This window comes from Cobetia sp. BMC6, from assembly GCF_029991385.1.
Classification (GTDB): Bacteria; Pseudomonadota; Gammaproteobacteria; order Pseudomonadales; family Halomonadaceae; genus Cobetia.
The window spans coordinates 46,633-68,523 of sequence record NZ_JAKUMF010000004.1 but is presented as its reverse complement, the minus strand read 5'-3'; the positions used below and the strand labels follow the sequence as shown (position 1 = coordinate 68,523).

The 21,891-nt window shown below is 63.7% G+C and carries 18 protein-coding genes and 1 other RNA gene; 13 read left to right on the top strand and 6 right to left on the bottom strand.

Annotated features, from left to right (window positions below; genetic code table 11):
- Positions 1-359: 359 nt before the first annotated feature.
- Positions 360-944, top strand: coding sequence for a DUF2780 domain-containing protein (locus MKZ40_RS09800; protein ID WP_175089025.1), 585 nt, complete (start codon positions 360-362; stop codon positions 942-944).
- Between the two features lie 153 nt (positions 945-1,097).
- Here the strand turns inward: MKZ40_RS09800 and ybiO are convergent, their stop codons facing one another.
- Positions 1,098-3,563, bottom strand: coding sequence for a mechanosensitive channel protein (ybiO, locus tag MKZ40_RS09795; RefSeq protein ID WP_175089026.1), 2,466 nt, complete (start codon positions 3,561-3,563; stop codon positions 1,098-1,100).
- A 512-nt stretch (positions 3,564-4,075) separates the two neighbouring features.
- Between ybiO and MKZ40_RS09790 the strand changes: the two genes are divergently transcribed.
- The 4 genes from MKZ40_RS09790 to MKZ40_RS09775 all read left to right on the top strand — a co-directional run bounded on the left by MKZ40_RS09790 (position 4,076) and on the right by MKZ40_RS09775 (position 8,394).
- The gene (locus tag MKZ40_RS09790; protein ID WP_254627032.1) at positions 4,076-5,041 is read left to right on the top strand and encodes an ABC transporter substrate-binding protein; all 966 of its coding nucleotides are present in this window, start codon (positions 4,076-4,078) and stop codon (positions 5,039-5,041) included.
- A gap of 176 nt (positions 5,042-5,217) precedes the next feature.
- On the top strand, positions 5,218-6,186 hold the full coding sequence (locus MKZ40_RS09785; protein ID WP_254627041.1) for an iron ABC transporter permease: 969 nt from the start codon (positions 5,218-5,220) through the stop codon (positions 6,184-6,186).
- Between the two features lie 138 nt (positions 6,187-6,324).
- A complete protein-coding gene (locus tag MKZ40_RS09780; protein WP_175089028.1) occupies positions 6,325-7,383 on the top strand; it encodes an iron ABC transporter permease in 1,059 nt (352 codons plus the stop codon).
- Between the two features lie 153 nt (positions 7,384-7,536).
- On the top strand, positions 7,537-8,394 hold the full coding sequence (locus MKZ40_RS09775) for an ABC transporter ATP-binding protein (protein WP_175089078.1): 858 nt from the start codon (positions 7,537-7,539) through the stop codon (positions 8,392-8,394).
- Positions 8,395-8,600: 206 nt separating this feature from the next.
- Here the strand turns inward: MKZ40_RS09775 and ssrA are convergent.
- Positions 8,601-8,955: a transfer-messenger RNA gene (ssrA, locus tag MKZ40_RS09770) on the bottom strand.
- A 135-nt stretch (positions 8,956-9,090) separates the two neighbouring features.
- The gene (smpB, locus tag MKZ40_RS09765) at positions 9,091-9,567 is read right to left on the bottom strand and encodes an SsrA-binding protein SmpB (protein WP_043333345.1); all 477 of its coding nucleotides are present in this window, start codon (positions 9,565-9,567) and stop codon (positions 9,091-9,093) included.
- A 162-nt stretch (positions 9,568-9,729) separates the two neighbouring features.
- On the opposite strand from smpB, the gene MKZ40_RS09760 reads away from it, so the two are divergent.
- Positions 9,730-10,167, top strand: coding sequence for a type II toxin-antitoxin system RatA family toxin (locus MKZ40_RS09760; RefSeq protein WP_043333347.1), 438 nt, complete (start codon positions 9,730-9,732; stop codon positions 10,165-10,167).
- Positions 10,168-10,239: 72 nt separating this feature from the next.
- On the top strand, positions 10,240-10,551 hold the full coding sequence (locus MKZ40_RS09755) for an RnfH family protein (protein ID WP_175089029.1): 312 nt from the start codon (positions 10,240-10,242) through the stop codon (positions 10,549-10,551).
- 91 nt (positions 10,552-10,642) lie between these two features.
- Here MKZ40_RS09755 and bamE read toward each other — a convergent pair whose 3' ends face one another.
- Entirely contained in the window at positions 10,643-11,071 is a 429-nt protein-coding gene (gene bamE / locus MKZ40_RS09750; RefSeq protein ID WP_166019032.1) for an outer membrane protein assembly factor BamE, read from the bottom strand.
- A gap of 78 nt (positions 11,072-11,149) precedes the next feature.
- Here bamE and fur point away from each other — a divergent pair, with 78 nt between their 5' ends.
- Positions 11,150-11,572: a ferric iron uptake transcriptional regulator gene (fur, locus tag MKZ40_RS09745; protein ID WP_043333352.1), complete on the top strand. Its 423-nt coding sequence runs from the start codon at positions 11,150-11,152 to the stop codon at positions 11,570-11,572.
- 194 nt (positions 11,573-11,766) lie between these two features.
- Here the strand turns inward: fur and recN are convergent, their stop codons facing one another.
- Positions 11,767-13,437, bottom strand: a complete 1,671-nt coding sequence (recN, locus tag MKZ40_RS09740) for a DNA repair protein RecN (RefSeq protein WP_175089030.1) — start codon at positions 13,435-13,437, stop codon at positions 11,767-11,769.
- 377 nt (positions 13,438-13,814) lie between these two features.
- Here recN and grpE point away from each other — a divergent pair, with 377 nt between their 5' ends.
- The 3 genes from grpE to dnaJ all read left to right on the top strand — a co-directional run bounded on the left by grpE (position 13,815) and on the right by dnaJ (position 17,885).
- A complete protein-coding gene (gene grpE / locus MKZ40_RS09735; RefSeq protein WP_175089031.1) occupies positions 13,815-14,438 on the top strand; it encodes a nucleotide exchange factor GrpE in 624 nt (207 codons plus the stop codon).
- A 203-nt stretch (positions 14,439-14,641) separates the two neighbouring features.
- The gene (gene dnaK / locus MKZ40_RS09730; protein ID WP_175089032.1) at positions 14,642-16,564 is read left to right on the top strand and encodes a molecular chaperone DnaK; all 1,923 of its coding nucleotides are present in this window, start codon (positions 14,642-14,644) and stop codon (positions 16,562-16,564) included.
- Between the two features lie 169 nt (positions 16,565-16,733).
- Positions 16,734-17,885, top strand: a complete 1,152-nt coding sequence (dnaJ, locus tag MKZ40_RS09725) for a molecular chaperone DnaJ (protein ID WP_175089033.1) — start codon at positions 16,734-16,736, stop codon at positions 17,883-17,885.
- A 175-nt stretch (positions 17,886-18,060) separates the two neighbouring features.
- Here dnaJ and MKZ40_RS09720 read toward each other — a convergent pair whose 3' ends face one another.
- Positions 18,061-19,089 (bottom strand): esterase-like activity of phytase family protein, encoded by a 1,029-nt coding sequence (locus MKZ40_RS09720; protein WP_175089034.1) that lies wholly within the window; start codon positions 19,087-19,089, stop codon positions 18,061-18,063.
- A 210-nt stretch (positions 19,090-19,299) separates the two neighbouring features.
- On the opposite strand from MKZ40_RS09720, the gene dapB reads away from it, so the two are divergent.
- Together dapB and carA are read left to right on the top strand one after the other, a co-directional pair.
- Positions 19,300-20,106, top strand: coding sequence for a 4-hydroxy-tetrahydrodipicolinate reductase (gene dapB / locus MKZ40_RS09715; protein ID WP_043333367.1), 807 nt, complete (start codon positions 19,300-19,302; stop codon positions 20,104-20,106).
- A gap of 614 nt (positions 20,107-20,720) precedes the next feature.
- Positions 20,721-21,866 (top strand): glutamine-hydrolyzing carbamoyl-phosphate synthase small subunit, encoded by a 1,146-nt coding sequence (carA, locus tag MKZ40_RS09710; protein WP_175089035.1) that lies wholly within the window; start codon positions 20,721-20,723, stop codon positions 21,864-21,866.
- Positions 21,867-21,891 lie beyond the last annotated feature (25 nt).

The window sequence follows — 21,891 nt, the reverse complement described above, 5'->3', positions numbered from 1 at the left end:
TCGGCCGGTGATGCAGGTTTCTCTCCGGGGTATCCTGGTTCACACGCCGTGTGACGGGATGCCCTTCTTTTTGCCCGCATGACGGGCGCTGTGGACATTCTCATCCAGGTTGTCGCCCTTCCAGCACGTCGCTGTGAAGTGTCGGTGGGTGCATGCGGGCATGGGCATGGACGGCTCCGGATTTCTCGTTGCTGACCCGGCAACGATGCGTCCGGGCCCTCACGGCCAGAGCGTGAGCGTGTGGCGCTGGCTGGAAGCGTTTCCTCCGTGCGATGATTCTGCGTGTCGGATGCGCCCATGCACGTGGCGCATCTACGGGCCGGGTCCGGTCCGTTTCCCCAAGCGATGATGGAGTCTGCATGTTGCATAAGTCCCTGGCCCTGATGGGCGCCTCTGTACTGGCCGTGTCACTGGCCGGTTGTGCCGCTACCGGTAACAGCTCTTCCAGCAACGCCGCCAGCTCTTCCAGCTCGTCCAGCTCCATGATGAGCCTCGCCAGCAGCATGCTGAGCAGCCAGACCGGCCAGTCCCTGCCGGCGGCCGACCTGATGTCCAGCCTGACCTCCCAGCTGGGTGTGTCCTCCACTCAGGCGCTGGGTGGCTCCGCTGCCATGCTGGCTCTGGCCCAGTCCCAGCTTGGTACCAGCGCGACCTCCGAGCTGTCCACTGATGTGCCGCAGCTGTCCAGCTTGACCAGCAGCAGCTCGCTGTCCACGCTCTCCAGCCTGGCGAGCCTGAGCGGCAACGACAATGCCACGGCATTGGCCAGCACCGTCGGCAATGTCGATGACAGCGCGTCTCTGGACAGCGCCTTCTCCGCGCTGGGCATGGACAGCAGCATGGTCTCCCAGTTCGCGCCGGTGCTGCTCAGCTACATGGGCGGTGAAGGCGTCAGCTCGACGCTGCTGAGCTCGCTGTCCAGCGTGTGGGGCACCGGCTCCTGAGCCAGCGCCTTGCATGAGGTGTGAGGCAGCGTTTCATGCCCACACATGAAAACGCCCCCGAGCCAGTGGCTCGGGGGCGTTTTCGTTTCAGTACGGCTGCCTGCGCAGGCAGCCGTGTCGGGATAGCCGTGTCGGGATAGTGCAGGCGCTCGATCAGTCGCCGTCGGCATCCGGTTGGGTGGTCTGACGGATGCGCTGTTCCTCGGCATCCACGACTTCGCCGTCTTCGGTGGCATGACGCGTCAGCGGCTTCTCCTCGCGACGCTTGGCGACCTTGGCGGCTGCCTCGCGCTGCTCGGGGGTCTTCGGTTGACCGGCAGCGGAGCCATCGATCACGAACGGCGCCTGCATGGTGCGCACGTTGGCCGGCGGCGCGCCACCGTCCTTGTCCTGCCCGAAGTACATGGTCATGTGCGGGAACGGGATCTCGATGCCAGCAGCGTCGAAGTGCTGCTTCACGAGCTTGTTGTACTCGCGGCCGATGGCCCACTGGTTGCCCGGGGTGGTCTTGATCATCACGCGGATGTTGACCGAGCTGTCGGCCAGGGCCGAGACGCCGGCGATGGTGACCGGCTCGAGGATCTCCGGACCATAGCTGCTTGCCTCGAGCTCATCGAAGGCCGCACGCAGGTGCACGATGGCGTGGTCGACATTCTCGCGATAGGAGATGCCGTATTCGCCGACATGGTAGGCGAAGTCACGCATGTAGTTGGAGACGGTATCCACCGACGAGAACGGCACGATATGGAAGGTGCCGGACAGGTCGCGGATACCCACTGAGCGAATGGTCAGGCGTTCCGCGGTGCCGGTCACGCCACCGGCGGTGACCACATCGCCGGTGTTGATGGCGTTCTCCAGCTGGATGAACACCCCGGTGATGATGTCCTGCACCATCTTCTGGGCGCCGAAGCCGATCGCCAGACCCAGTACCCCGGCGCCGGCCAGCAGCGGCGCGATGTCGATGCCGATCTCGGACAGCACGATCATCGCGGTGAAGACGATCATCGCGATGGCGATGGCATTGCGGAACAGCGCCAGCAGGGTCTCCACCCGCGAGGACGGCTTGCCCTTGCCGGTGTCCGGATTGAGCTTGTGCTCGATCAGGCTGGCGATACCGACCCAGATCGCGATGGCGAAGGCGAGAATGAACAGCACATGGAAGATGCGCGACAGCAGCAGGGCACCGGCATCGGTCGCCAGCCACTCGCCGAGCGCCACGATGTGCCAGGCATTCAGCACCATGCCGATTACCACGATCAGAATGATGGCGCGCATGATGCGCAGCGCGGTGGGAATGTAGGAGTTGAGACGCTTCTCGAGCAGCGGCAGCTGGCCGCGCAGCTTGTCGGAGATCTGGATGCGCTTGCCGATCAGCTGCGTCACCACGCGCGACAGCAGAGCACCGCCGCCGATGGCGAGCAGCGTCTTGAGCGTCGCTCCCATCATGAACGGCAGCGCCTCTTCCGGCGTGGTCTGAGAGATGATGAACAGGGTGGCGAAGTAGGCCAGTGCGATCAGGTGCCAGGTGCGTGCCAGAATGCGCAGACACACGGCGATGAGCGCGTTGTTCGCCTCGCGGGCTTGAGTGAGCAGGCGGTCACGCAGAATGATGCGATTGCGCGAGATCACCACGATGGCCCAGATGAGGGTGATGGCCATGATCAGCAGATTGACGAAGCTGCCGACGGCCGGTGCCAGGTTGTTGTTGACCATCGGCACCACGACCAGGATGCCGTAGCCGATGAAGCCGGCCAGCATGGCCAGTGAGCGGTTCCAGTAACGCGCCACGTCATCTGGCATCGGCAGCAGACGCAGCCCCTTGTAGCCGGAGGAGAACAGCATGCGCATCAGGGCCTTGAACAGCTCGATCACCAGGTAGGCGTTCAGGAACATCGACTCGCGCTGACCGATCACGCCCTGTTCGCCATAGGCGAAGATGGCGAGCAGATAACCGCCGAGGAAGGCGAGACCGATGACCGCGATGTCCACCACCGCCGCGACGAGCACCGCCAGCAGGGTGCGCAGCAGCGGGCTGCGGTGCTGGCCATCCAGTGACCACTGGCCGACGCGCGAGAACAGCGGCTTGGCGAGTCTGCGCAGCACGAGGAACAGCGCGATGGTCGAGATGACGACCAGCCCGAGGCTGATGGCCTCGCTGGTGAAGCGACTCCAGTCGAACTCGTCGGCGTCCTCGTTGGCCAGGCCATCGAGGGTGCCCAGCATGCGGTCCAGCGTGGCGGAGAGATCCGCGACCAGGTCCTGGCTGATGGCGGCCAGCTGGCGCGACAGTGACGGCGAGTCCTCGCTCAGGGTGACGTCTTCCCCCGCCACCTCGACGGCTTGTTCACTCGCCTTGCTGTCCAGCTGCCGCAGGCCTTCGATCAGGGCCTCGCGCTGACTGGGGTCTTCCAGCAGCGTGGCCAGGCTCTCATAGGAGGATGTCGCGCCTTCGCCGCTGCCGTCTTCGGACGGGGCGGCAAGGGACAGGCTGCTGAACCCGAGGCTCAGCACCATCAACAGCATCATCAGGCCGGACATCAGCCAGGCAGGTCGCCATGAGTCCGGTTGGCGCGAGGCAGCAAGGGCGGGAGGGGAGTGCGGGGGTGTCGGAATCGCCACAGATGGCTTCTCCATGTCGGTGAGTGTGTGAGGCATCGGGGTAGAAAGTGAGAGCAGGCTCCGGAGGTACATCAGAGGCTCGCAAGCATCCCATCGATAACGCGAGGTTCTGTCAGATAGATGTTGAAGGGGCGTCTCGCACGTCCTGCGCGCACGCCGAGCGAGAGTCCATCCTTCAGTTATCGGGGCACTTGGTGCTATCCCAACCCCTGTGGGGACTCCGCCAGAGACATTCTTGCGCCCAGCCTGCGGCAGGCGCCGCCAACCTTCAAGGTCTTCAGGCACTCCTCGGAGGAGAGGCGTGACCTGCTGCCACGCAGGATATTGCAATGTCGCGTTGCATGAACTGGTGTGGTGAGTCGCAAGGCGAGTCGGTATTGTTGCGATTGATTATTATTCGTCGTTCAGGTGTGATCGTCATGCGCACAGAGGGCCTTGCGGTATCGTCCTGCGCAGGGTCACGTCTGCCTTCGCTTGAGTGCGAGATCCTTTTCTTCATTTCGGAGTACTGCATGACCGTCTCGTCGACTGCTTTTACTGCTCGTGGCATGACCCGTCCTGCATGGTTCAAACAGGGCCTGATGGCGACCTTGGCGGTAGCGCTGATGGGGGCTTCCCTGTCTGCCGAGGCACGCAGTGTCGAGACGGCCTACGGTGAGCTGGATATCGAGGGCACGCCGCAGCGTGTCGTCACCCTGTACGAAGGCGCGCTGGATGTGGCCGTCGCCAGTCAGGTGACGCCGCTGGGTGCCGTGACCACGCGCGGCGGTGATGGCGTGGCGAGCTATATCCAGCCGCAGGTGCCGGACATCAAGATCGTCGGCACGCCGCGTGAATTCAATCTCGAGTCGATCGTGGCGCTCAAGCCGGACCTGATCCTGGCACCGCCGGGCCTCGACAAGACCCAATACCAGCTGATGTCGCGTCTGGCACCGACCATCGTGCCGAGCGCTTCGGCGCTGAGCCAGCAGGGCTGGAAGGAGCAGAGTCGCGTCTATGCCGAGGCGCTGGGCGAGACGGCCGAAGCGGAACTCGAGACACGTCTGGCCGCCATCGACGCGCACACCGCGCGTCTGAAGGCCGAGATGACCACCCCGGAAACCGCCAGTCTGGTGCGTCGCATGCCGGGTGGCCTGATGGCGATGTCCGATCAGCTGTTCGCGACCGGCCTGATGGCGGCCAGCGGCTATGAGCTGGTCGGCGGTGATCTGGTCAAGCCGGGTCGTCCGCATTCCGATCCGCTCAGTGACGAGAACATGGCACGCATCGATGCGCAGACCATCTTCCTCGCCACCCTGGACGACTCCTCTGATGCCGCGGTCGACGCCCTGGCGGCACAACCGGCCTTCCAGCGCCTCGAGACAGCGGACCGCGACAGCCTGGTCGGCGTGAATGGCCAGCTGTGGACCAGCGCCAGCGGCCCGTTGGCAGCGGAAGCGTTGCTGAAGGATATCGACCGGGCGCGCGATGATGGCTAGTCGCAGTCATGTCGGTGCACGACGTTTGACCCCTGCGCAGGCAGGGGACCACCCGCAACCGCGACGCGGGAGGGGATATGCAGGCTGAAGAGACCTCTCCACAGGTCCGCAGGCCACGCGCACATGCCGCCCGGATGACCCACAAGGTCTCCGGGCGTCTTGCGTTGCGTCAGGCGATGCCGCTGGCCTGCCTGAGTGCCCTGCTGACCTGTCTGGCCAGCCTGCTGTGGGGGGCTGGCGATATCGGCCCCTGGCAGGCACTGCAGGTGCTGGCCGGACAGGGCAGTGATCAGGCGCGCTTCGTGGTGCTCGAGCTGCGCGCGCCGCGTACCCTGATTGGCATGGTGGTCGGCATGATGCTCGCCTGTGGCGGCGCCCTGATGCAGGTGGTAGCACGCAACCCGCTGGCGGAGCCGGGCTTGCTGGGCGTGAGTGCCGGGGCCTCCTTTGCCGTGGCCGTGGCGTTGCTGCTGGGGATGGAAGCGGCCGGCATGCACGTGATGGTGGCGCAGAGTGGTGCGCTGATGGGGTGTCTGTTCGTGATGAGCACCGTGAGAATGAGCGGCGCACGTCAGGACCCGGTACGACTGGTGCTGGCCGGTGCGGCGTTGTCGAGCCTGCTGGTGGCGCTGACGTCTCTGGCCTTGCTGATCGATCAGCGCGCGGCCGATGAGATCCGCTTCTGGGTGATCGGCAGTCTGGCCGGACGCTCGCTGGAGGCGCTTTACAGCAGCATGCCCAGTATCCTGATCTCGCTGCTGCTGACGCTGTGGCTGGCGCGGCCGCTCTCCGCGATGGTGCTGGGTGAGCAGGTCGCCAGTGGCCTGGGCCATCATCCCAAGTGCGTGCGCAAGGTCGCGATCCTGGTGGTGGCTCTGCTGGTCGGTGCCGCGACGGCACTGGCCGGACCAGTGGCCTTCGTTGGCCTCGCCGTGCCCTATGTGGCGCGTGCGCTGTGCGGCGCCGATGTCCGGCGTACGCTGTGGCTGTGCCTGCCGCTTGGGGTGACCATGCTGCTGAGCGCCGATGTGGTCTCGCGACTGGTCGTGCCGCCTTCGGAGCTGCCGCTTGGGGTACTGACGACCCTGATGGGCGCGCCCGTGCTGATTGCCGTGGTGCGTGCCCGTCGTCTGCCCACCCTGTAGTGGCTGGTGCCTCTGGCGCTTGCGGCGTGAACGATGATGGAGGCCAGGCTGGTGCGCATGCCGGCGCCATCGCCTCATTGCTTGAATCGACCGGCCCTGTCAGGCGTTGTCCTGACAGGGCCTTGTTTGGAATCGCTGATGTCTAGACTTTCACCGCTTGATCTCCTTCGCTCGGCCCCCACCGGCACGCTCTGGTGGCGACATGGCAAGCTGTCCCTGCTGCTGTTGCGTGCGCCGTTGCTGGCGGCCGGGATACTGTTGCTGGCACTGCTGATGGCCAGTGTCGCCTCGCTGATGCTGGGCAGTGCCGGCCTTGGGCCGTGGGATGCCTTCAAGGCGGCCTTCGGGCACGGCGAGTTCGCTACCGTCTTCGTGGTGCAGGAGCTGCGTCTGCCACGACTGCTGGCCGGCATCTCCACGGGTGCTGCCTTCTCGCTGGCGGGCTGTCTGATGCAGACCCTGGCCGGTAACCGTCTGGCGACGCCGGGCATCATCGGTATCGACAATGGCGCGACCGCCTTCGCGGTGGCCTCCGTGGTCGGGATGGGGATCTCGCTGGCGCCGCCGGTCATGGCGCTGAGCGGTGCCGTGATCGCCACTGCGCTGGCTTTCGGGCTCTCCGGCGGCATCGGCACGCGCGGGTATCGCTTCCTGGTCGCCGGCATCGGGGTCGGGGCGCTGTTCGGTGCCGGGACGCAGCTGATGTTGGCAAGAGTCTCCATCGATGTCGCCAACAGTGCCTATCCGTGGACGGTTGGCAGCCTCAATGCGCGTGATGCCGATTCGCTCACCTGGCTAGGGCTGACCTTGCTGATCGGCGTGTCGATCGCTCTCTGGTTGGGGCGCGGGCTGAATACGCTGCGCTTCACCGACCGCGTGGCGATCGGACTGGGACAGCCGGTGTCGCGTGTGCGCCTGATCACGCTGTGGCTGTCGGTCGTGCTGACGGCGGCGGCCGTCGCAGTGGCCGGGCCGGTAGGCATGGTGGCGCTGGTGGGCCCCGAGATCGCACGCTACCTGTCGCGCCACAAGGGCGTACCGCTGCTGGCCTCGGCGCTGGCCGGCGCGCTGGTGATGGTGCTGGCAGACCTCGCCGGGCGTACCCTGCTGTCGCCGCTGGAAATCCCGGTCGGTATCGTGATGGCCGTGGTCGGCAGCCCTTATCTGCTGTGGATACTGCTGCGCAGCCCGCGCTAGCCGTTGCCCCTATTATCCTGCTGAGCGGCTCAGGGCCAGCCCTTGCCGCTCAGCGTCGCACGACATGTTTCAGCGGCTGATGATGTTCCAGCGGCCGATGATGTTTCAGGAGAGTGCGCCATGAGCGCTGAGACGATGCTTGATCCGCGAGCGATGAATTCCCCGGCCGATCGCCACGACGCGGCTACCACCGACACCCTGCGAGCGAATGAGCTGTCGCTCGGCTATGGCGCGCGCCAGCGGCATGTCACCGTGATCGATTCGCTGACCCTGGGGTTGCCCGACGGCAAGGTGACGGCGATCGTCGGGCCCAACGGCTGTGGCAAGTCGACACTGCTGGCAGGGCTGGCTCGTCTGCAACTGCCTGAGTCAGGCGCGGTGTTGCTGGAGGGCAAGGACATTCACGCCTACAAGCGGCGCGAGGTGGCGCAGCGCATCGCCCTGCTGCCCCAGGAGACGCATTCGCCCGAGGGGGTGACGGTGCATGAGCTGGTGCGCTTTGGCCGCCAGCCCTATCAGGGCGCGCTGAGCCAGTGGTCTGAGGAGGATCAGCGTCTGGTGGCCGAGGCAATGGCAGCCGCTGATATCGAAAGCCTGGCGGACCGTGAGCTTGCCTCGATGTCCGGTGGGCAGCGTCAGCGCGCCTGGATCGCCATGGCGCTGGCGCAGCAGACACCCTTGCTGCTGCTGGATGAGCCGACCTCGGCGCTGGATCTCGGTCACCAGATCGAAGTCTTCGAGCTGATCCAGCGTCTGGCCCATGAAGAGGGCAAGACCATCGTGATGGTGGTGCATGACCTGGCCAGCGCCTGCCGCTATGCCGACCACATCGTGGCCATGCACGCAGGCCAGGTGATCGCCAGCGGCGCGCCCGCCGAGGTGGTGACGCCGGAGCTGGTGCGCAAGCTCTATGGGGTCGAGTGTCGCCTGATTCCCGATCCGGACACCGGCACGCCGCTGCTGATTGGCGTGCGGCGCACCAGCGAGCGCCTGAGCGGCAGCGCGACCTGAGCCCGGGGGCGGCGGACGCTGTGACGCCTGCGTAGCTCGCTGCCGGGCCTTGTGCAGGCCTGAAAGAGGGGCTTGAGAAGGACTGAGAGGGCGGCTTGAGAGGGTGACTTGAGAGGGCGTTCTGCCTCTGACGGAAAATGCCAACCAGAACAGATCGCCCACAAACAGAAAGGCCTCCCCGAAGGGAGGCCTTTCTGTCACGGATATGGTGGAGGCGACGGGAGTCGAACCCGTGTCCGCCGGCACTCCGCCTTCGGCTCTACATGCTTAGTTTCATTTTTTGATTTAACACCACTGCCGCCAATGAACAGGCTACAGCGATGCGATTCTCTGAGTTTTAATCTCGACCTTAGAGACGTCGGCCAAGACGATCCTGTTTATACGGGCTCGTTCTCCATCCACCTTGAACAGGCGCAACGGTTTCAGGAGCAGCTTATGCAGCTAGAGCGTAGTTGTCGTCGTTTGCGACTATATATTTGCAACGTTTTATTTACGAGATACGTTACGATCTCGGCATGCACCTCAGGGTTTGCCACCAGCGTCGAATGCCAGAACGCCCCCATAACAGTGTTACCACTTTACTGCGTTGCTACGTCTTCATCATAACAGGTGGGGACTGTGCTACGCCAGTTCAAGTGTTCAGGAAAATTTCTGGCCTGACAGTAGCTTGCTGGCGTGAGCTCCCTCACGCTGCCCTCAGCGGTCGCGCAGGATACGGGCTTTCTGACGGTTCCAGTCGCGGTCCTTCTCGGTGGCACGCTTGTCGTGCAGCTTCTTGCCTTCCACCAGCGCGATCTCGCACTTCACGATCGCATTCTTCCAGTACAGCTTGACCGGCACACAGGTGTGGCCCTTGTCCTGGGTGCGCGAGAAGATGCGTGCAATCTGCTTCTTGTGCAACAGCAATTTGCGCGTGCGCTGCGGGTCCGCCACCGCGTGGGTATTGGCGGTTTCCAGCGGATGGATGTGGCAACCCAGCAGCCAGGCTTCGGCATTCTTGATCACGATATAGGTATCGGTCAGCTGGCCCTTGCCTGCGCGCAGCGCCTTCACTTCCCAGCCTGCCAGTACCAGACCCGCTTCGAAGGTTTCCTCGATGTGGTACTCGTGGCGTGCCTTCTTGTTCTGGGCGATCAGGTTGCCGCCCTGTTCGGGTTTCTTTTTCTTGCCCATGTTGCCTCATTTGTCGTGTGCGCCTGCCGTCATCCAGTGTGGATATGGCACATCCTTCTGGATGGGGGGAGGCGTGTTACCATTCAAGGCCAGACGGCACTTCGTGCGCCGGCCCATTGTTCATGATACGCATGCTGCGTATCCAAGTCAGCGGAGAGCTAGATGCCTACGGTCAACCGGTCTGCCCTGGTGCGGCATTCGGCCCGGGCAATGTTCGATCTGGTCAATGATTTCGAGCGTTATCCCGAATTCCTGTCCGGCTGCAGCAACGCGGAATTGCTGGAACGTGATGAGGACCATCTCAAGGGCAGGCTCACCCTGTCCAAGGCAGGCATGCAGCAGAGCTTCGTCACGCGCAATGACCTGTATGCCCCCGAGCGGATAGAGCTGAATCTGGTCGATGGCCCCTTCAAGCGTCTGCAGGGGACCTGGCTGTTCACGCCACTGGGCGAAGACGCCTGCAAGGTTTCACTGGAGATGGACTTCGAGTTCAGCAATCGTCTGCTGGGCATGGCGTTCGGCAAGCTGTTCAGCCAGGTCGCCGCTCAGATGGTCGAGGCCTTCACGCGCCGCGCTGACCAGATCTATACCCAGCGCTGACACATGGCCGTTGGCCAGGGTGGAACGCCGCGCAGGAGGTGTATATAAGGTGGCGAGAGCAAAGGAGCAGACATGACAGACAGAATCACGGTCGAGGTGGCCTATGCGCTGCCCGACAAGCAGAAGATCGTCTCGCTGGCGGTCGCCCCCGGCACCACGGCGCGCGAGGCCGTGCGCATGGCGCGCCTGGAGCAGCACTTTCCGACGATTTCCGCCGAGGTGTTTCTCGAGGCGGACCTGGGTATCTTCGGCAAGGCGCTGCGCAAGCCCGATGAGCATGTGCTGGACGCCGGGGATCGTGTCGAGGTCTATCGTGCCTTGATCACCGACCCCAAGCTTGCGCGCAAACGGCGCGCCGACAAGGCTGCTCGCGCCGGCCAGTAAGACGATGGCCGGCGAGAATCAAAAACAGCGGGGCACCTTGAGAGGTGCCCCGCTGTTTTTCCGGCTTGTCACTGAGTGAATAGGACAGTGATCAGCGCTCTTCAGGCAGGTCGGCTGCGCCTGCCTTGGATTCAGCACGGTTAGGCTGTGCCGCGCGAGGGTCGATGTCCAGGTCCGGCACGATGACGGTTTCCTGGTCGATGTCGCCACTCTTGTCGATGTTGGAGAGTGAATCGCCTGCGAAGGTCAACGTCACACGCTTGTTGATGATTTCGCCATCCGCTTTCTTGAGGCGATAGACGTAGTCCCAGCTATCCTCACTGAAGGGGGCGGTCAGCAGCGGTGAGCCCATCACGTAGATGACCTGTTCGCGGCTCATGCCCGGCTTCAATTGCTCGACCATTTCCGGCTTGATCAGGTTGCCCTGAGGAAGGTCGCGCTTGTAGACGCTGAAGTAGCTGCACCCGGTGAGCAGCGACAGGGCGCTGCAAAAGGCGACTGTTTTGATCAAGTTTTGCATTTGCCCTGAAGATTCCCTATCGTTTTGCCTTGGCCGATCATACCTGATACATCAAGCGACTGCGAAGAGTACCCCAGCATGGCCGATCAGAACCATGAACTGCGCAAGGCGGGACTCAAGGTGACCCTACCGCGAGTCAAGATCCTGCAGATCCTCGAGAAATCGACGGATCGACACCTGAGTGCCGAGGACGTGTACAAGGCGTTGCTTGAGGCTGGCGAAGATGTCGGTCTGGCGACGGTTTATCGTGTGCTCACCCAGTTTGAGACAGCGGGACTGGTGATGCGCCACAACTTCGATGGCGGTCACGCTGTCTTCGAACTGTCCCAGGAAGAACACCATGACCACATGGTATGTCTGGACAGCGGCGAGATCATAGAGTTCTGTGATCCCGAGATCGAGCGCCGTCAGCGCGAGATCGTCGAGGAGCACGGCTATGAGCTGGTCGAGCATGCGCTAGTGCTCTACGTGCGCCCCAAGGGTGACAAGAGCGATAGCTGACGCGGGTTGCGTCAGGGATGACGTGGCCGGAGAGCCTTCTCCGGCCAGAGACACGAACGGCCGCCCTCAAGGGCGGCCGTTCGTGTCTCTGGCGTTCATTTTTCCTCGATCCATGACTCCAGCGCTCGTCTTGCCGGGGAGTGTCATTGGACGAATGGACGTCAGCAGCGGTGCATGGAGGTCGACGGCAGCGTTCAGTGGCGGCTGTCGGCAGCGCCCAGCATCTCGCGGGCATGGGCGAGGGTCTGCTCGGAAAGGTGAATGCCGCCCAGCATGCGTGCCAGCTCGCGCACGCGGCCGCTTTCATCCAGCAGCGCCATGTGGGTGCGGGTCGTGTCCTTCTCTGCCTGCTTCTCTATATGCAGGTGCTGATGCGCCTGTGCGGCGACCTGCGGCAGGTGAGTGACGGTCAGCACCTGACCCTTGTCGCCCAGCCGACGCAACAGTTGACCGACGATCTCGGCAGTGGCGCCGGAGATGCCGACATCGACTTCATCGAAGACCAGGCTGGGGATGGTCGAGCGACTGGCGGCCACGACCTGGATCGCCAGCGACACACGCGAGAGCTCGCCGCCGGAGGCGACCTTGGCCAGCGCACGTGGCGGCTGGCCCGGGTTGGCGCTGATGCGGAAGTGGATACGCTCCATGCCTTCCGGTTGCGGACGCTCCCGCGCCTCGATGGCGACCTCGAAGGTGGCCTTGCCCATGCCCAGGAAGGCCAGCTGATCCTGGATGTCGCTGGCCAGTTGCGGGGCGGCAGTGGCGCGTCTGGCGCTCACCTCACTCGCCAGCCCCTTCCAGGCCTCGCGACGCTGAGCCACTTCTTCGCGCAAGGCTTCGATGGCCTCCTCATCGCCACCCAGGCCGTCGAGTTCTTCGCTCAGGCGCTGATGAAGGCCATGCAGCTCGTCCGGCATCACATGATGCTTGCGCGCGATATGATGGATGCGGCTCAGGCGCTCATCGACGAAGGCGAGGCGCTCGGGGTCGAGTTCGGTGACTTCCACGAAGCGGTGCAGCTCACGCGCCGCTTCCTCTATCTGGATGCGCGCTTCCTCGAGCATGCCCAGCGCACTGGCCAGTGAGCCGTGCTCGTTGCCCGGCAGATGCGCCAGGCGGGCCAGGGCCTGGTTGAGGCGAGACAGCGCACCTTCTTCGTCGTGATCACAGCACTCGGCGGCGGACTGCGCCTCGGCCAGAATCTGCTCGGCATTGGCCAGCGTTTCCTGCTCCTGCTCCAGGGCTTCCAGTTCCCCTTCGCATAGCGCCAGTTCATCGAGCTCCTCGACCTGATAGCGCAGCAGCTGGCGGCGCGCACGCACTTCATCGCCATCATTGCTCATGCGCTTGAGACGACGATGCGCCTCCTGCCAGTGACGGAAGTCCTCGCGCAGCTGGGCGGCCTGAGTCTCCAGGCCCGCATATTCGTCGAGCTGACGCAGGTGCGTCTCTTCCTTGAGCAGGGAGTGATGGGCGTGCTGGGAGTGGATGTCGATCAGGTGCTCGCCCAGCTCGCGAAGGTCGGCGATGGTGCAGGGTGTGCCGTTGATCCAGGCCTTTGAGCGGCCGCTGGCGGTGATGACGCGACGCAGCAGGCAGTCGTCGCTGCCTAGTTCGCGTTCATCCAGCCACTGGCGAGCGTCGTCAAGCTCACTGATATCGAAGCGCGCGATGAGGTCGGCGCGGTCGGCGCCATGGCGCACGCTGCCGGCATCGGCACGCTCGCCCAGGCACAGGCCGAGGGCGCCGAGCAGGATGGACTTGCCGGCACCGGTCTCGCCGGTGATGGCGGTCATGCCGCGGCGGAAATCGAGTTCCAGCGTTTCGACGATGGCAAAATCTTGGATGGCGAGTTGCAGCAGCATGACTACCTCCGAGGGGGGCTTTGACGTACGCCGTGCTGGGGGAACATCAGCGGACCCGGACTCGATGGGCGGGCTACGGTGTCGCCATACAGTATGTTTATACAGTGATCATGGCTTTTTATACAGCACGTTCGGGTGGCCTTCAATCCATGCCGGGTTCAGTGGGGAGAAAAGCCCGCGGCAAGGCTTGAGAAGCGATGTGCTGTCCCCATATAGAGGCACTGACACTTTCAGTCGGCAGCAATGGCCTGGCCTTGCTGCCTCTCAAGGCAACTCATGGCCTGTCTGTCAGCCAGTGCGTGTGATGCTTCGCGACACGCTCAGCAGGCCACGAATCAGGGCAATGGCGCATAGACGCCGGCCCGCAGGAGATCAGCATGGCTCAGGACCCGCAGACCCCGATGGATGAAGAGCTTCAGCGTGCCGCTCGCGATGCCGAGCCGCAGCCGGAAACGCCGGAAGGTGAAGTGATCGACAACGTACTGGATGCCGACGATACCGGCGGCGAAGGTACTCTGGTGGACAACCCGGAAGCCGAGATGCTGGCCGCTCAGGTCGAAGAGCTTGAGCAGGCCGTGAAGGAAGCCAAGGACCAGGCGCTGCGCGCGGCTGCCGATGCGCAGAACGCGCGCCGTCGTGCCGAGCAGGACGCCGAGAAGGCGCGCAAGTTCGCGCTGGAGAAGTTCGTCAAGGAAATGCTGCCGGTGGTGGATTCCCTCGAGAAGGCGCTGGAATCCATGTCGGGTGACGAAGCGGCCAAGACCCACGTCGAAGGCATCGAGATGACCTTGAAAATGCAGCTGGATGCCCTGAACAAGTCAGGCGTCGAGCAGCTGGACCCGCACGGCGAGCCCTTCGATCCGGAATACCATCAGGCTGTCGCCATGGTGCCGTCCCCGGACGCGGAACCGAACAGCGTCATCGACGTGATGCAGAAGGGTTACACCCTCAATGGCCGCCTGGTGCGTCCGGCGATGGTGGCAGTCAGCAAGGCCTCATGAGGCCTGCGCGCTCCCAGCGCCCAGTCGGCGTTGGATCGCGCCCTGTGGGGGCTCAGGGCGATCCGGCCCGGGAAAATTTGCCCGGCCGGGTCTTGAAACCCTGACACGCGACCCCATCTAGAGAAACAAGTTCAGGCACCGACACAAGGTGCCGACATCCAGACTTATCTTTCAGGCTAGCAATAGATTCGAGGTATACGATTATGGGACGCATCATCGGTATTGACTTGGGTACTACCAACTCCTGTGTGGCAGTGCTCGACGGCGAGAAAACCAAGGTCATCGAAAACGCTGAAGGCGGTCGCACCACACCGTCCATCATCGCTTACACCGACGACAACGAGATTCTGGTCGGCCAGTCGGCCAAGCGTCAGGCAGTGACCAACCCGGAGAACACCCTCTTCGCGGTCAAGCGTCTGATCGGTCGCAAGTTCAAGGATGATGTGGTTCAGAAAGACATCAAGATGGTGCCGTACAAGATTGTCGAAGCCGACAACGGCGACGCCTGGGTGCAGGTGAAAGACAAGAAGATGGCACCGCCGCAGATCAGTGCGGAAATCCTCAAGAAGATGAAGAAGACCGCGGAAGACTACCTCGGTGAAGAAGTCACCGAAGCCGTCATCACCGTTCCGGCCTACTTCAACGATTCCCAGCGTCAGGCGACCAAGGATGCCGGCCGCATCGCGGGTCTCGACGTCAAGCGCATCATCAACGAGCCGACTGCCGCAGCCCTCGCCTACGGCATGGACAAGTCCCGTGGTGACAAGACCATCGCGGTCTACGACCTGGGCGGCGGTACCTTCGATATCTCCATCATCGAAGTCGCCGACGTCGACGGTGAGACCCAGTTCGAAGTGCTCGCCACCAACGGCGACACCTTCCTGGGCGGTGAAGATTTCGACATGCACCTGATCAACTACCTGGTTGACCAGTTCAAGGCAGACAGCGGTATCGACCTGTCCGGCGACAACCTCGCCATGCAGCGTCTGAAGGAAGCCGCCGAGAAGGCCAAGATCGAACTGTCCAGCGCTCAGCAGACCGACGTGAACCTGCCGTACATCACGGCTGACAACACCGGTCCGAAGCACCTGAACGTCAAGGTGACTCGTTCCAAGCTCGAGTCTCTGGTCGACGACCTGGTCGCACGCTCCCTGAAGCCGTGCCAGACCGCGCTGTCCGACGCCGGCCTGTCCGCCTCCGAGATCGACGATGTCATCCTGGTCGGTGGTCAGACCCGCATGCCGCTGGTGCAGTCCAAGGTAGCCGAGTTCTTCGGCAAGGAAGCACGCAAGGACGTCAACCCGGATGAAGCGGTCGCTGTCGGTGCCGGCATCCAGGGCGGCGTGCTGGGCGGTGACGTCAAGGACGTGCTGCTGCTGGACGTGACGCCGCTGACCCTCGGTATCGAGACCATGGGTGGCGTGCTGACGCCGCTGATCGAGAAGAACACCACCATCCCGACCAAGAAGTCTCAGGTGTTCTCCACCGCTGAAGACAACCAGGGCGCGGTGACCATCCACGTCCTGCAGGGTGAGCGCAAGCAGGCCGCGCAGAACAAGTCTCTGGGGCGCTTCGACCTGGCCGACATTCCGCCGGCACCGCGCGGTGTGCCACAGATCGAAGTCGCCTTCGATCTGGATGCCAACGGTATCCTGAACGTGTCCGCCAAGGACAAGGCGACCGGCAAGGAACAGTCCATCGTCATCAAGTCTTCCGGCGGCCTGTCCGACGACGAGATCGAGCAGATGGTGCGTGACGCGGAAGCCAACGCCGACGAAGACAAGAAGTTCGAGGAAATGGTCCAGCTGCGCAATCAGGCCGACGGCATGATTCACGCGACCAAGAAGACCCTGACCGAAGCCGGTGACAAGGCTGAAGCCAGCGAGAAGGAAGCCATCGAGACGGCGATCTCCGAGCTGGAAGAAGCCCTGAAAGGCGATGACAAGGATGCGATCCAGGCCAAGCTGGATGCACTGACCGAAGCGTCCGGCAACCTGGCGCAGAAGCTCTACGCCGAGCAGGGCGCCCAGGGTGAGCAGGCTGCCGAAGGTCAGGCTGGCAAGAAGCAGGACGACGACGTGGTTGACGCCGAGTACGAGGAAGTCAACGACGACAAGAAGTCCTGAGGGATTTCTTGAACGACGTCTGATGACAGCGCGGGAGCCTTGTGAAGGTGTCCCGCGTTGTCGTTTGCATCGGTGACGCCCTGCGCTAGCCGCGAGCCACCGGTGACAACCGGCATTCCAGAACAGACCGGCAGCCTCAGGCTGCCAGCAATCCAGGCGGACCTGATCCATGTCCAAGCGTGATTATTACGAAGTGCTTGGTGTCGAGCGTGGCGCCGACACCAAGGACATCAAGAAGGCGTACCGACGCCTGGCCCAGAAGCATCACCCGGACCGCAACCCGGATGATGAAACTTCGGCCGAGAAGTTCCGGGAAGTCTCTGAAGCCTACGAAGTGCTGTCCGACGCTGACAAGCGCGCCGCCTATGACCAGTTCGGTCATGCCGGTGTCGATGGTCAGGGCGGCGGCGGCTTCGGTGGCGGCGGCTTTGGCGGTGGTGGTGCCGGCGGCTTCGGCGATGTGTTCGGCGATGTCTTCGGTGACATCTTCGGTGGCGGCGGTGGTCGTCGCAACCCGAACGCTCCGCAGCGCGGCAGCGACCTGCGTTACAACCTGGATCTCGATCTGGAATCGGCGGTTGCCGGTACCACGGTCGACATCCGCGTGCCGCGTCTGGCGGCCTGTGACCACTGCGATGGCGATGGTGCCGAGCCGGGTTCCAGCAAGGAAACCTGCCCGACCTGCAATGGCATGGGCAAGGTGCGCATGCAGCAGGGCTTCTTCGCGGTCGAGCAGGCGTGTCCGACCTGCCACGGTCGTGGCGAGAAGATCAGCGTGCCGTGCCGCAAGTGTCACGGCGAAGGCCGCGTCCAGGAATCCAAGACCCTCTCGGTCAAGATTCCGCCGGGCGTCGATACTGGCGACCGCATCCGTCTGAATGGCGAAGGCGAGGGCGGTGTCAATGGCGGGCCGTCCGGTGATCTGTATGTGCAGGTCAACCTGCGCGAGCACGAGATCTTCAAGCGCGATGGTCGTCACCTGCAGTGTGAAGTGCCGATCAGCTTCGTCGATGCGGCGCTGGGCGGCGAGCTCAACGTGCCGACCCTCGACGGACGTGTCGTGCTGAAGATTCCGGCCGAGACCCAGACCGGCAAGCTGTTCCGCCTGCGCGGCAAGGGTGTCAAGCCGGTGCGCGGCGGCCCCGCGGGGGACTTGCTGTGCAAGGTGGTCATCGAGACCCCGGTCAGCCTGAATGAAGAGCAGAAGGAGCTGCTGCGTCAGTTCCAGCAGAGCCTCGGTGATACCGGCAAGAGCCATTCACCGAAGGAGAACAGCTTCTTCGATGGCGTGAAGAAGTTCTTCGAGGACATGAAGCCCTAGGCATTCGCCTTGCCATTCGCGGGCCAGTTCCGTGGATGGCCTTCATGCCAGAGAGCCCCGCACTCGACAATTCGAGTGCGGGGCTCTCGCGTTTCAGGCCCGGTGACTCAGCCAGGCAATCCAGTCCAGTGGCTCAATCCGGCAATTCAGTCCAGTAACGCAGCCCGGGGCATGGCTATTCCGGCGCTGATTCAGCCGTGAAGGCTTCTGGTTCGATGACCGCAAAGCAGCTCAGCAGCGTGGTCTGGAAGCTGCTGAAGTTGTCATCCGAGATCATCAGGAAGCGATTGCCTTCCAGATGCGTGAGCCCTTCGAAGTTGTCCAGCGACCAGCCGTCGCCGCTCGACAGGCGTGCCAGGGTGCGTACCTCGGCCTGGGTGCCGGGCTCGCCGAGATGCGCGCGGCGCAGACTGATCACCAGCGGGAAGGGCGGTGAGAAGGCGCGCTCCAGCATCAGCATGTCACCGTCGGGCAGCATCTCCATCGCGGTCAGGCTCGAGCCGGTGTCGCTGGCCAGCGGGTAGCTCCACTCGTGCTTGTCGTCGAGGCTGAAGATGCGCGTCATGCCCTCGCTCATGCCCTCGGGCGTGGCTTCCAGCCCGGCGAGCATGCCGTATTGCGGGTGCAGGGTCAGGGCCTCCATGCCGTTGTTGGGCGCCGCGCCACGCGCACCCATCGGGGTGAAGGGCTCGCTGACGGCCAGGCCGCTGGGCAGGAAGTGCTCGACACGTGGCTGCTGCTCGAAGCTGATCACCAGGCGGGAATCGCCGCGGCGGTCATTGTTCGCGCGCAGCAGCTGCAGGCCCTCGGCATCACTGAGGGCGCCGCGCAGCGAGACATCGGTCTCGTCGCGCAGGGTGTAGGTATTGAGCGCCTTGGCTCCGACCAGCTCGCCATGGCGGAAGGCGAGCCGCAGACGATGCAGCCAGCCGCGGTCCGACACGGCATACAGCAGTGACTCGTCCTGGTCCCAGCCGATGTCCGACAGGCCACCGACGGGAGTGTCATCCAGCCATTTGCCCGGCAGCCTGAGCGTGCCGCACCACTGGATTTCCGGGAACTCGCTCTTCTGCTCCGGCGATGCCAGCGTGTAGGGGCGCGGGTGGACGCCGCAGGCGCTCAACAGGCTGGCGAGCGCTGCGGTGACAGCGATGGTCTGGAGCATGCGCCAGCGGCGCGAGGCGAAGAATTGGCGTGCAGGCATGCTGACTCCGGAGACTGGGCGGTGAAGAGAAAAATGACGATCAACAGGAGACAACCCGGTACGAGGCTACTCTAGCGCGTAACCGGCACAAATACATGACGTCAGCCAACGCTGCAGGCGGCTGATATACTCGTGGCACAGCATAGGTGGCACGCTCGGGGCATGCTCGCGGGCTGTCACCCTCAAGACCCACAACAGGCAGGAGTCAGCATGACCCGTATCGCAATCATGGGCGTCGCCGGACGCATGGGACGCACGTTGGTCGAGGCCGTCGGTGCAGTGGAAGGTCTGACGCTGGCGGCGGGCATCGTCGAATCCGGCAGCTCCCTGGCGGGCGTCGACATCGGTGAGCTGGCCGGTCAGGGCCGTCTGGGCGTGGTCGCCAGCGACAGTCTGGCTGCCGTGGTGGATGACTTCGATGTGGTGATCGACTTCACCGCACCGCAGGTGACACTGGCCAACCTGGCGCTGTGCGCCGAGCACGGCAAGCGCATGGTGATCGGCACGACCGGTTTCACGCCGGAGCAGCTCGAGCAGCTGGATGGCTACCGTGACAGCGTGCCCTTCGTGTTCGCGGCCAACATGAGTTCCGGCGTCAACCTGACCCTCAAGCTGCTGGAGACCGCCGCGCGTGCCCTGGGCGATGCCGGCTATGACATCGAGATCATCGAGGCGCACCACCGTCACAAGGTCGATGCCCCGTCCGGCACGGCGCTGGCGATGGGCGAGGCCGTGGCACATTCCATCGGGCGTGATCTCGCCACCCATGGTGTCTTTGCGCGTGAAGGCCAGTGTGGCCCGCGTACCGACAAGGAAATCGGCTTCGCTACCGTGCGTGCCGGTGACATCGTCGGCGAGCACACCGTGATGTTCGCCACCGAAGGCGAGCGCATCGAGATCACCCACAAGGCGTCGAGCCGCATGACCTTCGCCAAGGGTGCGGCACGCGCGGCCGAATGGCTGTCAGGGCGTGAAGTCGGCCGCTATGACATGCAGGATGTGCTGGGGCTCAAGTGAGCGAAGTGGAGAGCAAAGGGGCAAGCGGAATGCAGAGCGAAGCGCTGAGATGACCGTCTGGCGACATTCAGGAGCATTTCTTGAAAGCTGTCTTGGTGGGCAGGATGCGGCGCAAGTGTGAGCCATTGGGGCCGCCTTGTGCCGCTGGACTGCCTCGCTTTGCAAGTGGTGTGCAGTGTACTGGCCCGGCCAAGGGTTTCGTCAAGCTGACCGCAGCGACGAAACGGCCGTATCGTGGGCCTTGTCGCCTGCTGGCGGGGCATGCGCGGGGTGGTCAGCACTCAAGGATTCCGGTAATCTCTACCCAATTTGGCCACGTTCTTGGCCGCCCTATTGGGCCGCCCTATTGGTTGCCGTTTTGGCAGCGCTCGGGCCAGCAGCATTCCGAAGAATGATAACAAGCGGGATGAAACCTGATTTTTCGGTTTCGTCCCGCTTTTTTGCAACCTGAATTTGCCGCTTCTGGCGCGCGTCTGTCCAGTGACAGGCGCCTGGCAGAAGTCGGCAGCGGGACACAGGCTCGGCGAATGCCGAGCACGATAATCAAGCAGCATGTCCGGTGTTCGACCGCGGATTCCGGGCAGGAAAGTGGACACTATGGGGAGGACGTTGCGTTGATCAAACCCGCGATACTGGCCTTGGAAGACGGCAGTGTATTTCACGGCAGCGCCATCGGTGCTGATGGGCAGACCAGCGGCGAGGTAGTGTTCAACACTGCCATGACCGGCTACCAGGAAATCCTGACCGATCCCTCCTACACCCGACAGATCGTCACTCTGACGTATCCGCACATCGGCAATACCGGCATCAACGACGAGGACACCGAGTCCGAGAGCGTCGCAGCCGCCGGCCTGGTCATCCGCGACCTCCCGCTGCTGGCCAGCAACTTCCGCTCCACTCGCTCCCTCGATCAGTACCTGCGCGACGAGAATGTCGTCGGCATCGCTGACATCGACACGCGTCGCCTGACGCGCATCCTGCGCGAGAAGGGTTCCCTGAACGGTGCCATCCTCGCCGGTGAAGATGCCCGGGGTGATGACGCCGTGGAACGCGCGCTGGAAGCGGCACGCGCCTTCCCGGGTCTGAAGGGCATGGACCTGGCCAAGGAAGCCTCCTGCAGCGAGCAGTTCGAGTGGCACGAAGGCGAATGGACACTGGGCGAAGGCTACGCCGATACCCGTGAGTCCGAACGCCCCTTCCACGTGGTCGCCTACGACTACGGCGTCAAGCACAACATCCTGCGCATGCTGGCCTCCCGCGGCTGCCGCCTGACCGTCGTGCCGGCGCAGACGCCTGCCGCTGAGGTGCTGGCGCTCAATCCGGATGGCATCTTCCTGTCCAACGGCCCGGGTGACCCCGAGCCCTGCGACTACGCCATCACGGCGATTCGTGAAGTGCTCGAGACCGACACGCCGGTCTTCGGCATCTGTCTGGGCCACCAGCTGCTGGCACTGGCCTCCGGCGCGACTACGGTCAAGATGGGCCACGGTCACCACGGTGCGAACCACCCGGTGCAGGGCCTCGACAGCGGTGTGGTGATGATCACCAGCCAGAACCACGGCTTCGCAGTGGATGAAGCGGGCATGCCCAGCAACCTGCGCGCGACCCACAAGTCGCTGTTTGACGGTAGCCTGCAGGGCATCGAGCGCACCGACCGCCCGGCCTTCAGCTTCCAGGGGCACCCGGAAGCCAGTCCCGGCCCGCAGGACGTCGCCCCGCTGTTCGATCGTTTCATCGAGATGATGCGCGCGCGACGCTGAGCCGAGCGCAGGCCCGAGGGCCTGA

Bases quoted from the DNA above. Each gene is read 5' to 3' on its own strand.
- MKZ40_RS09800 (WP_175089025.1), top strand. From the start codon at position 360: ATGTTGCATAAGTCCCTGGCCCTGATGGGCGCCTCTGTACTGGCCGTG.
- MKZ40_RS09790 (WP_254627032.1), top strand. From the start codon at position 4,076: ATGACCGTCTCGTCGACTGCTTTTACTGCTCGTGGCATGACCCGTCCT.
- MKZ40_RS09785 (WP_254627041.1), top strand. From the start codon at position 5,218: ATGCCGCTGGCCTGCCTGAGTGCCCTGCTGACCTGTCTGGCCAGCCTG.
- MKZ40_RS09780 (WP_175089028.1), top strand. From the start codon at position 6,325: ATGTCTAGACTTTCACCGCTTGATCTCCTTCGCTCGGCCCCCACCGGC.
- MKZ40_RS09775 (WP_175089078.1), top strand. From the start codon at position 7,537: ATGAATTCCCCGGCCGATCGCCACGACGCGGCTACCACCGACACCCTG.
- smpB (WP_043333345.1), bottom strand. From the start codon at position 9,567: ATGGGCAAGAAAAAGAAACCCGAACAGGGCGGCAACCTGATCGCCCAG.
- MKZ40_RS09760 (WP_043333347.1), top strand. From the start codon at position 9,730: ATGCCTACGGTCAACCGGTCTGCCCTGGTGCGGCATTCGGCCCGGGCA.
- MKZ40_RS09755 (WP_175089029.1), top strand. From the start codon at position 10,240: ATGACAGACAGAATCACGGTCGAGGTGGCCTATGCGCTGCCCGACAAG.
- bamE (WP_166019032.1), bottom strand. From the start codon at position 11,071: ATGCAAAACTTGATCAAAACAGTCGCCTTTTGCAGCGCCCTGTCGCTG.
- fur (WP_043333352.1), top strand. From the start codon at position 11,150: ATGGCCGATCAGAACCATGAACTGCGCAAGGCGGGACTCAAGGTGACC.
- recN (WP_175089030.1), bottom strand. From the start codon at position 13,437: ATGCTGCTGCAACTCGCCATCCAAGATTTTGCCATCGTCGAAACGCTG.
- grpE (WP_175089031.1), top strand. From the start codon at position 13,815: ATGGCTCAGGACCCGCAGACCCCGATGGATGAAGAGCTTCAGCGTGCC.
- dnaK (WP_175089032.1), top strand. From the start codon at position 14,642: ATGGGACGCATCATCGGTATTGACTTGGGTACTACCAACTCCTGTGTG.
- dnaJ (WP_175089033.1), top strand. From the start codon at position 16,734: ATGTCCAAGCGTGATTATTACGAAGTGCTTGGTGTCGAGCGTGGCGCC.
- MKZ40_RS09720 (WP_175089034.1), bottom strand. From the start codon at position 19,089: ATGCCTGCACGCCAATTCTTCGCCTCGCGCCGCTGGCGCATGCTCCAG.
- dapB (WP_043333367.1), top strand. From the start codon at position 19,300: ATGACCCGTATCGCAATCATGGGCGTCGCCGGACGCATGGGACGCACG.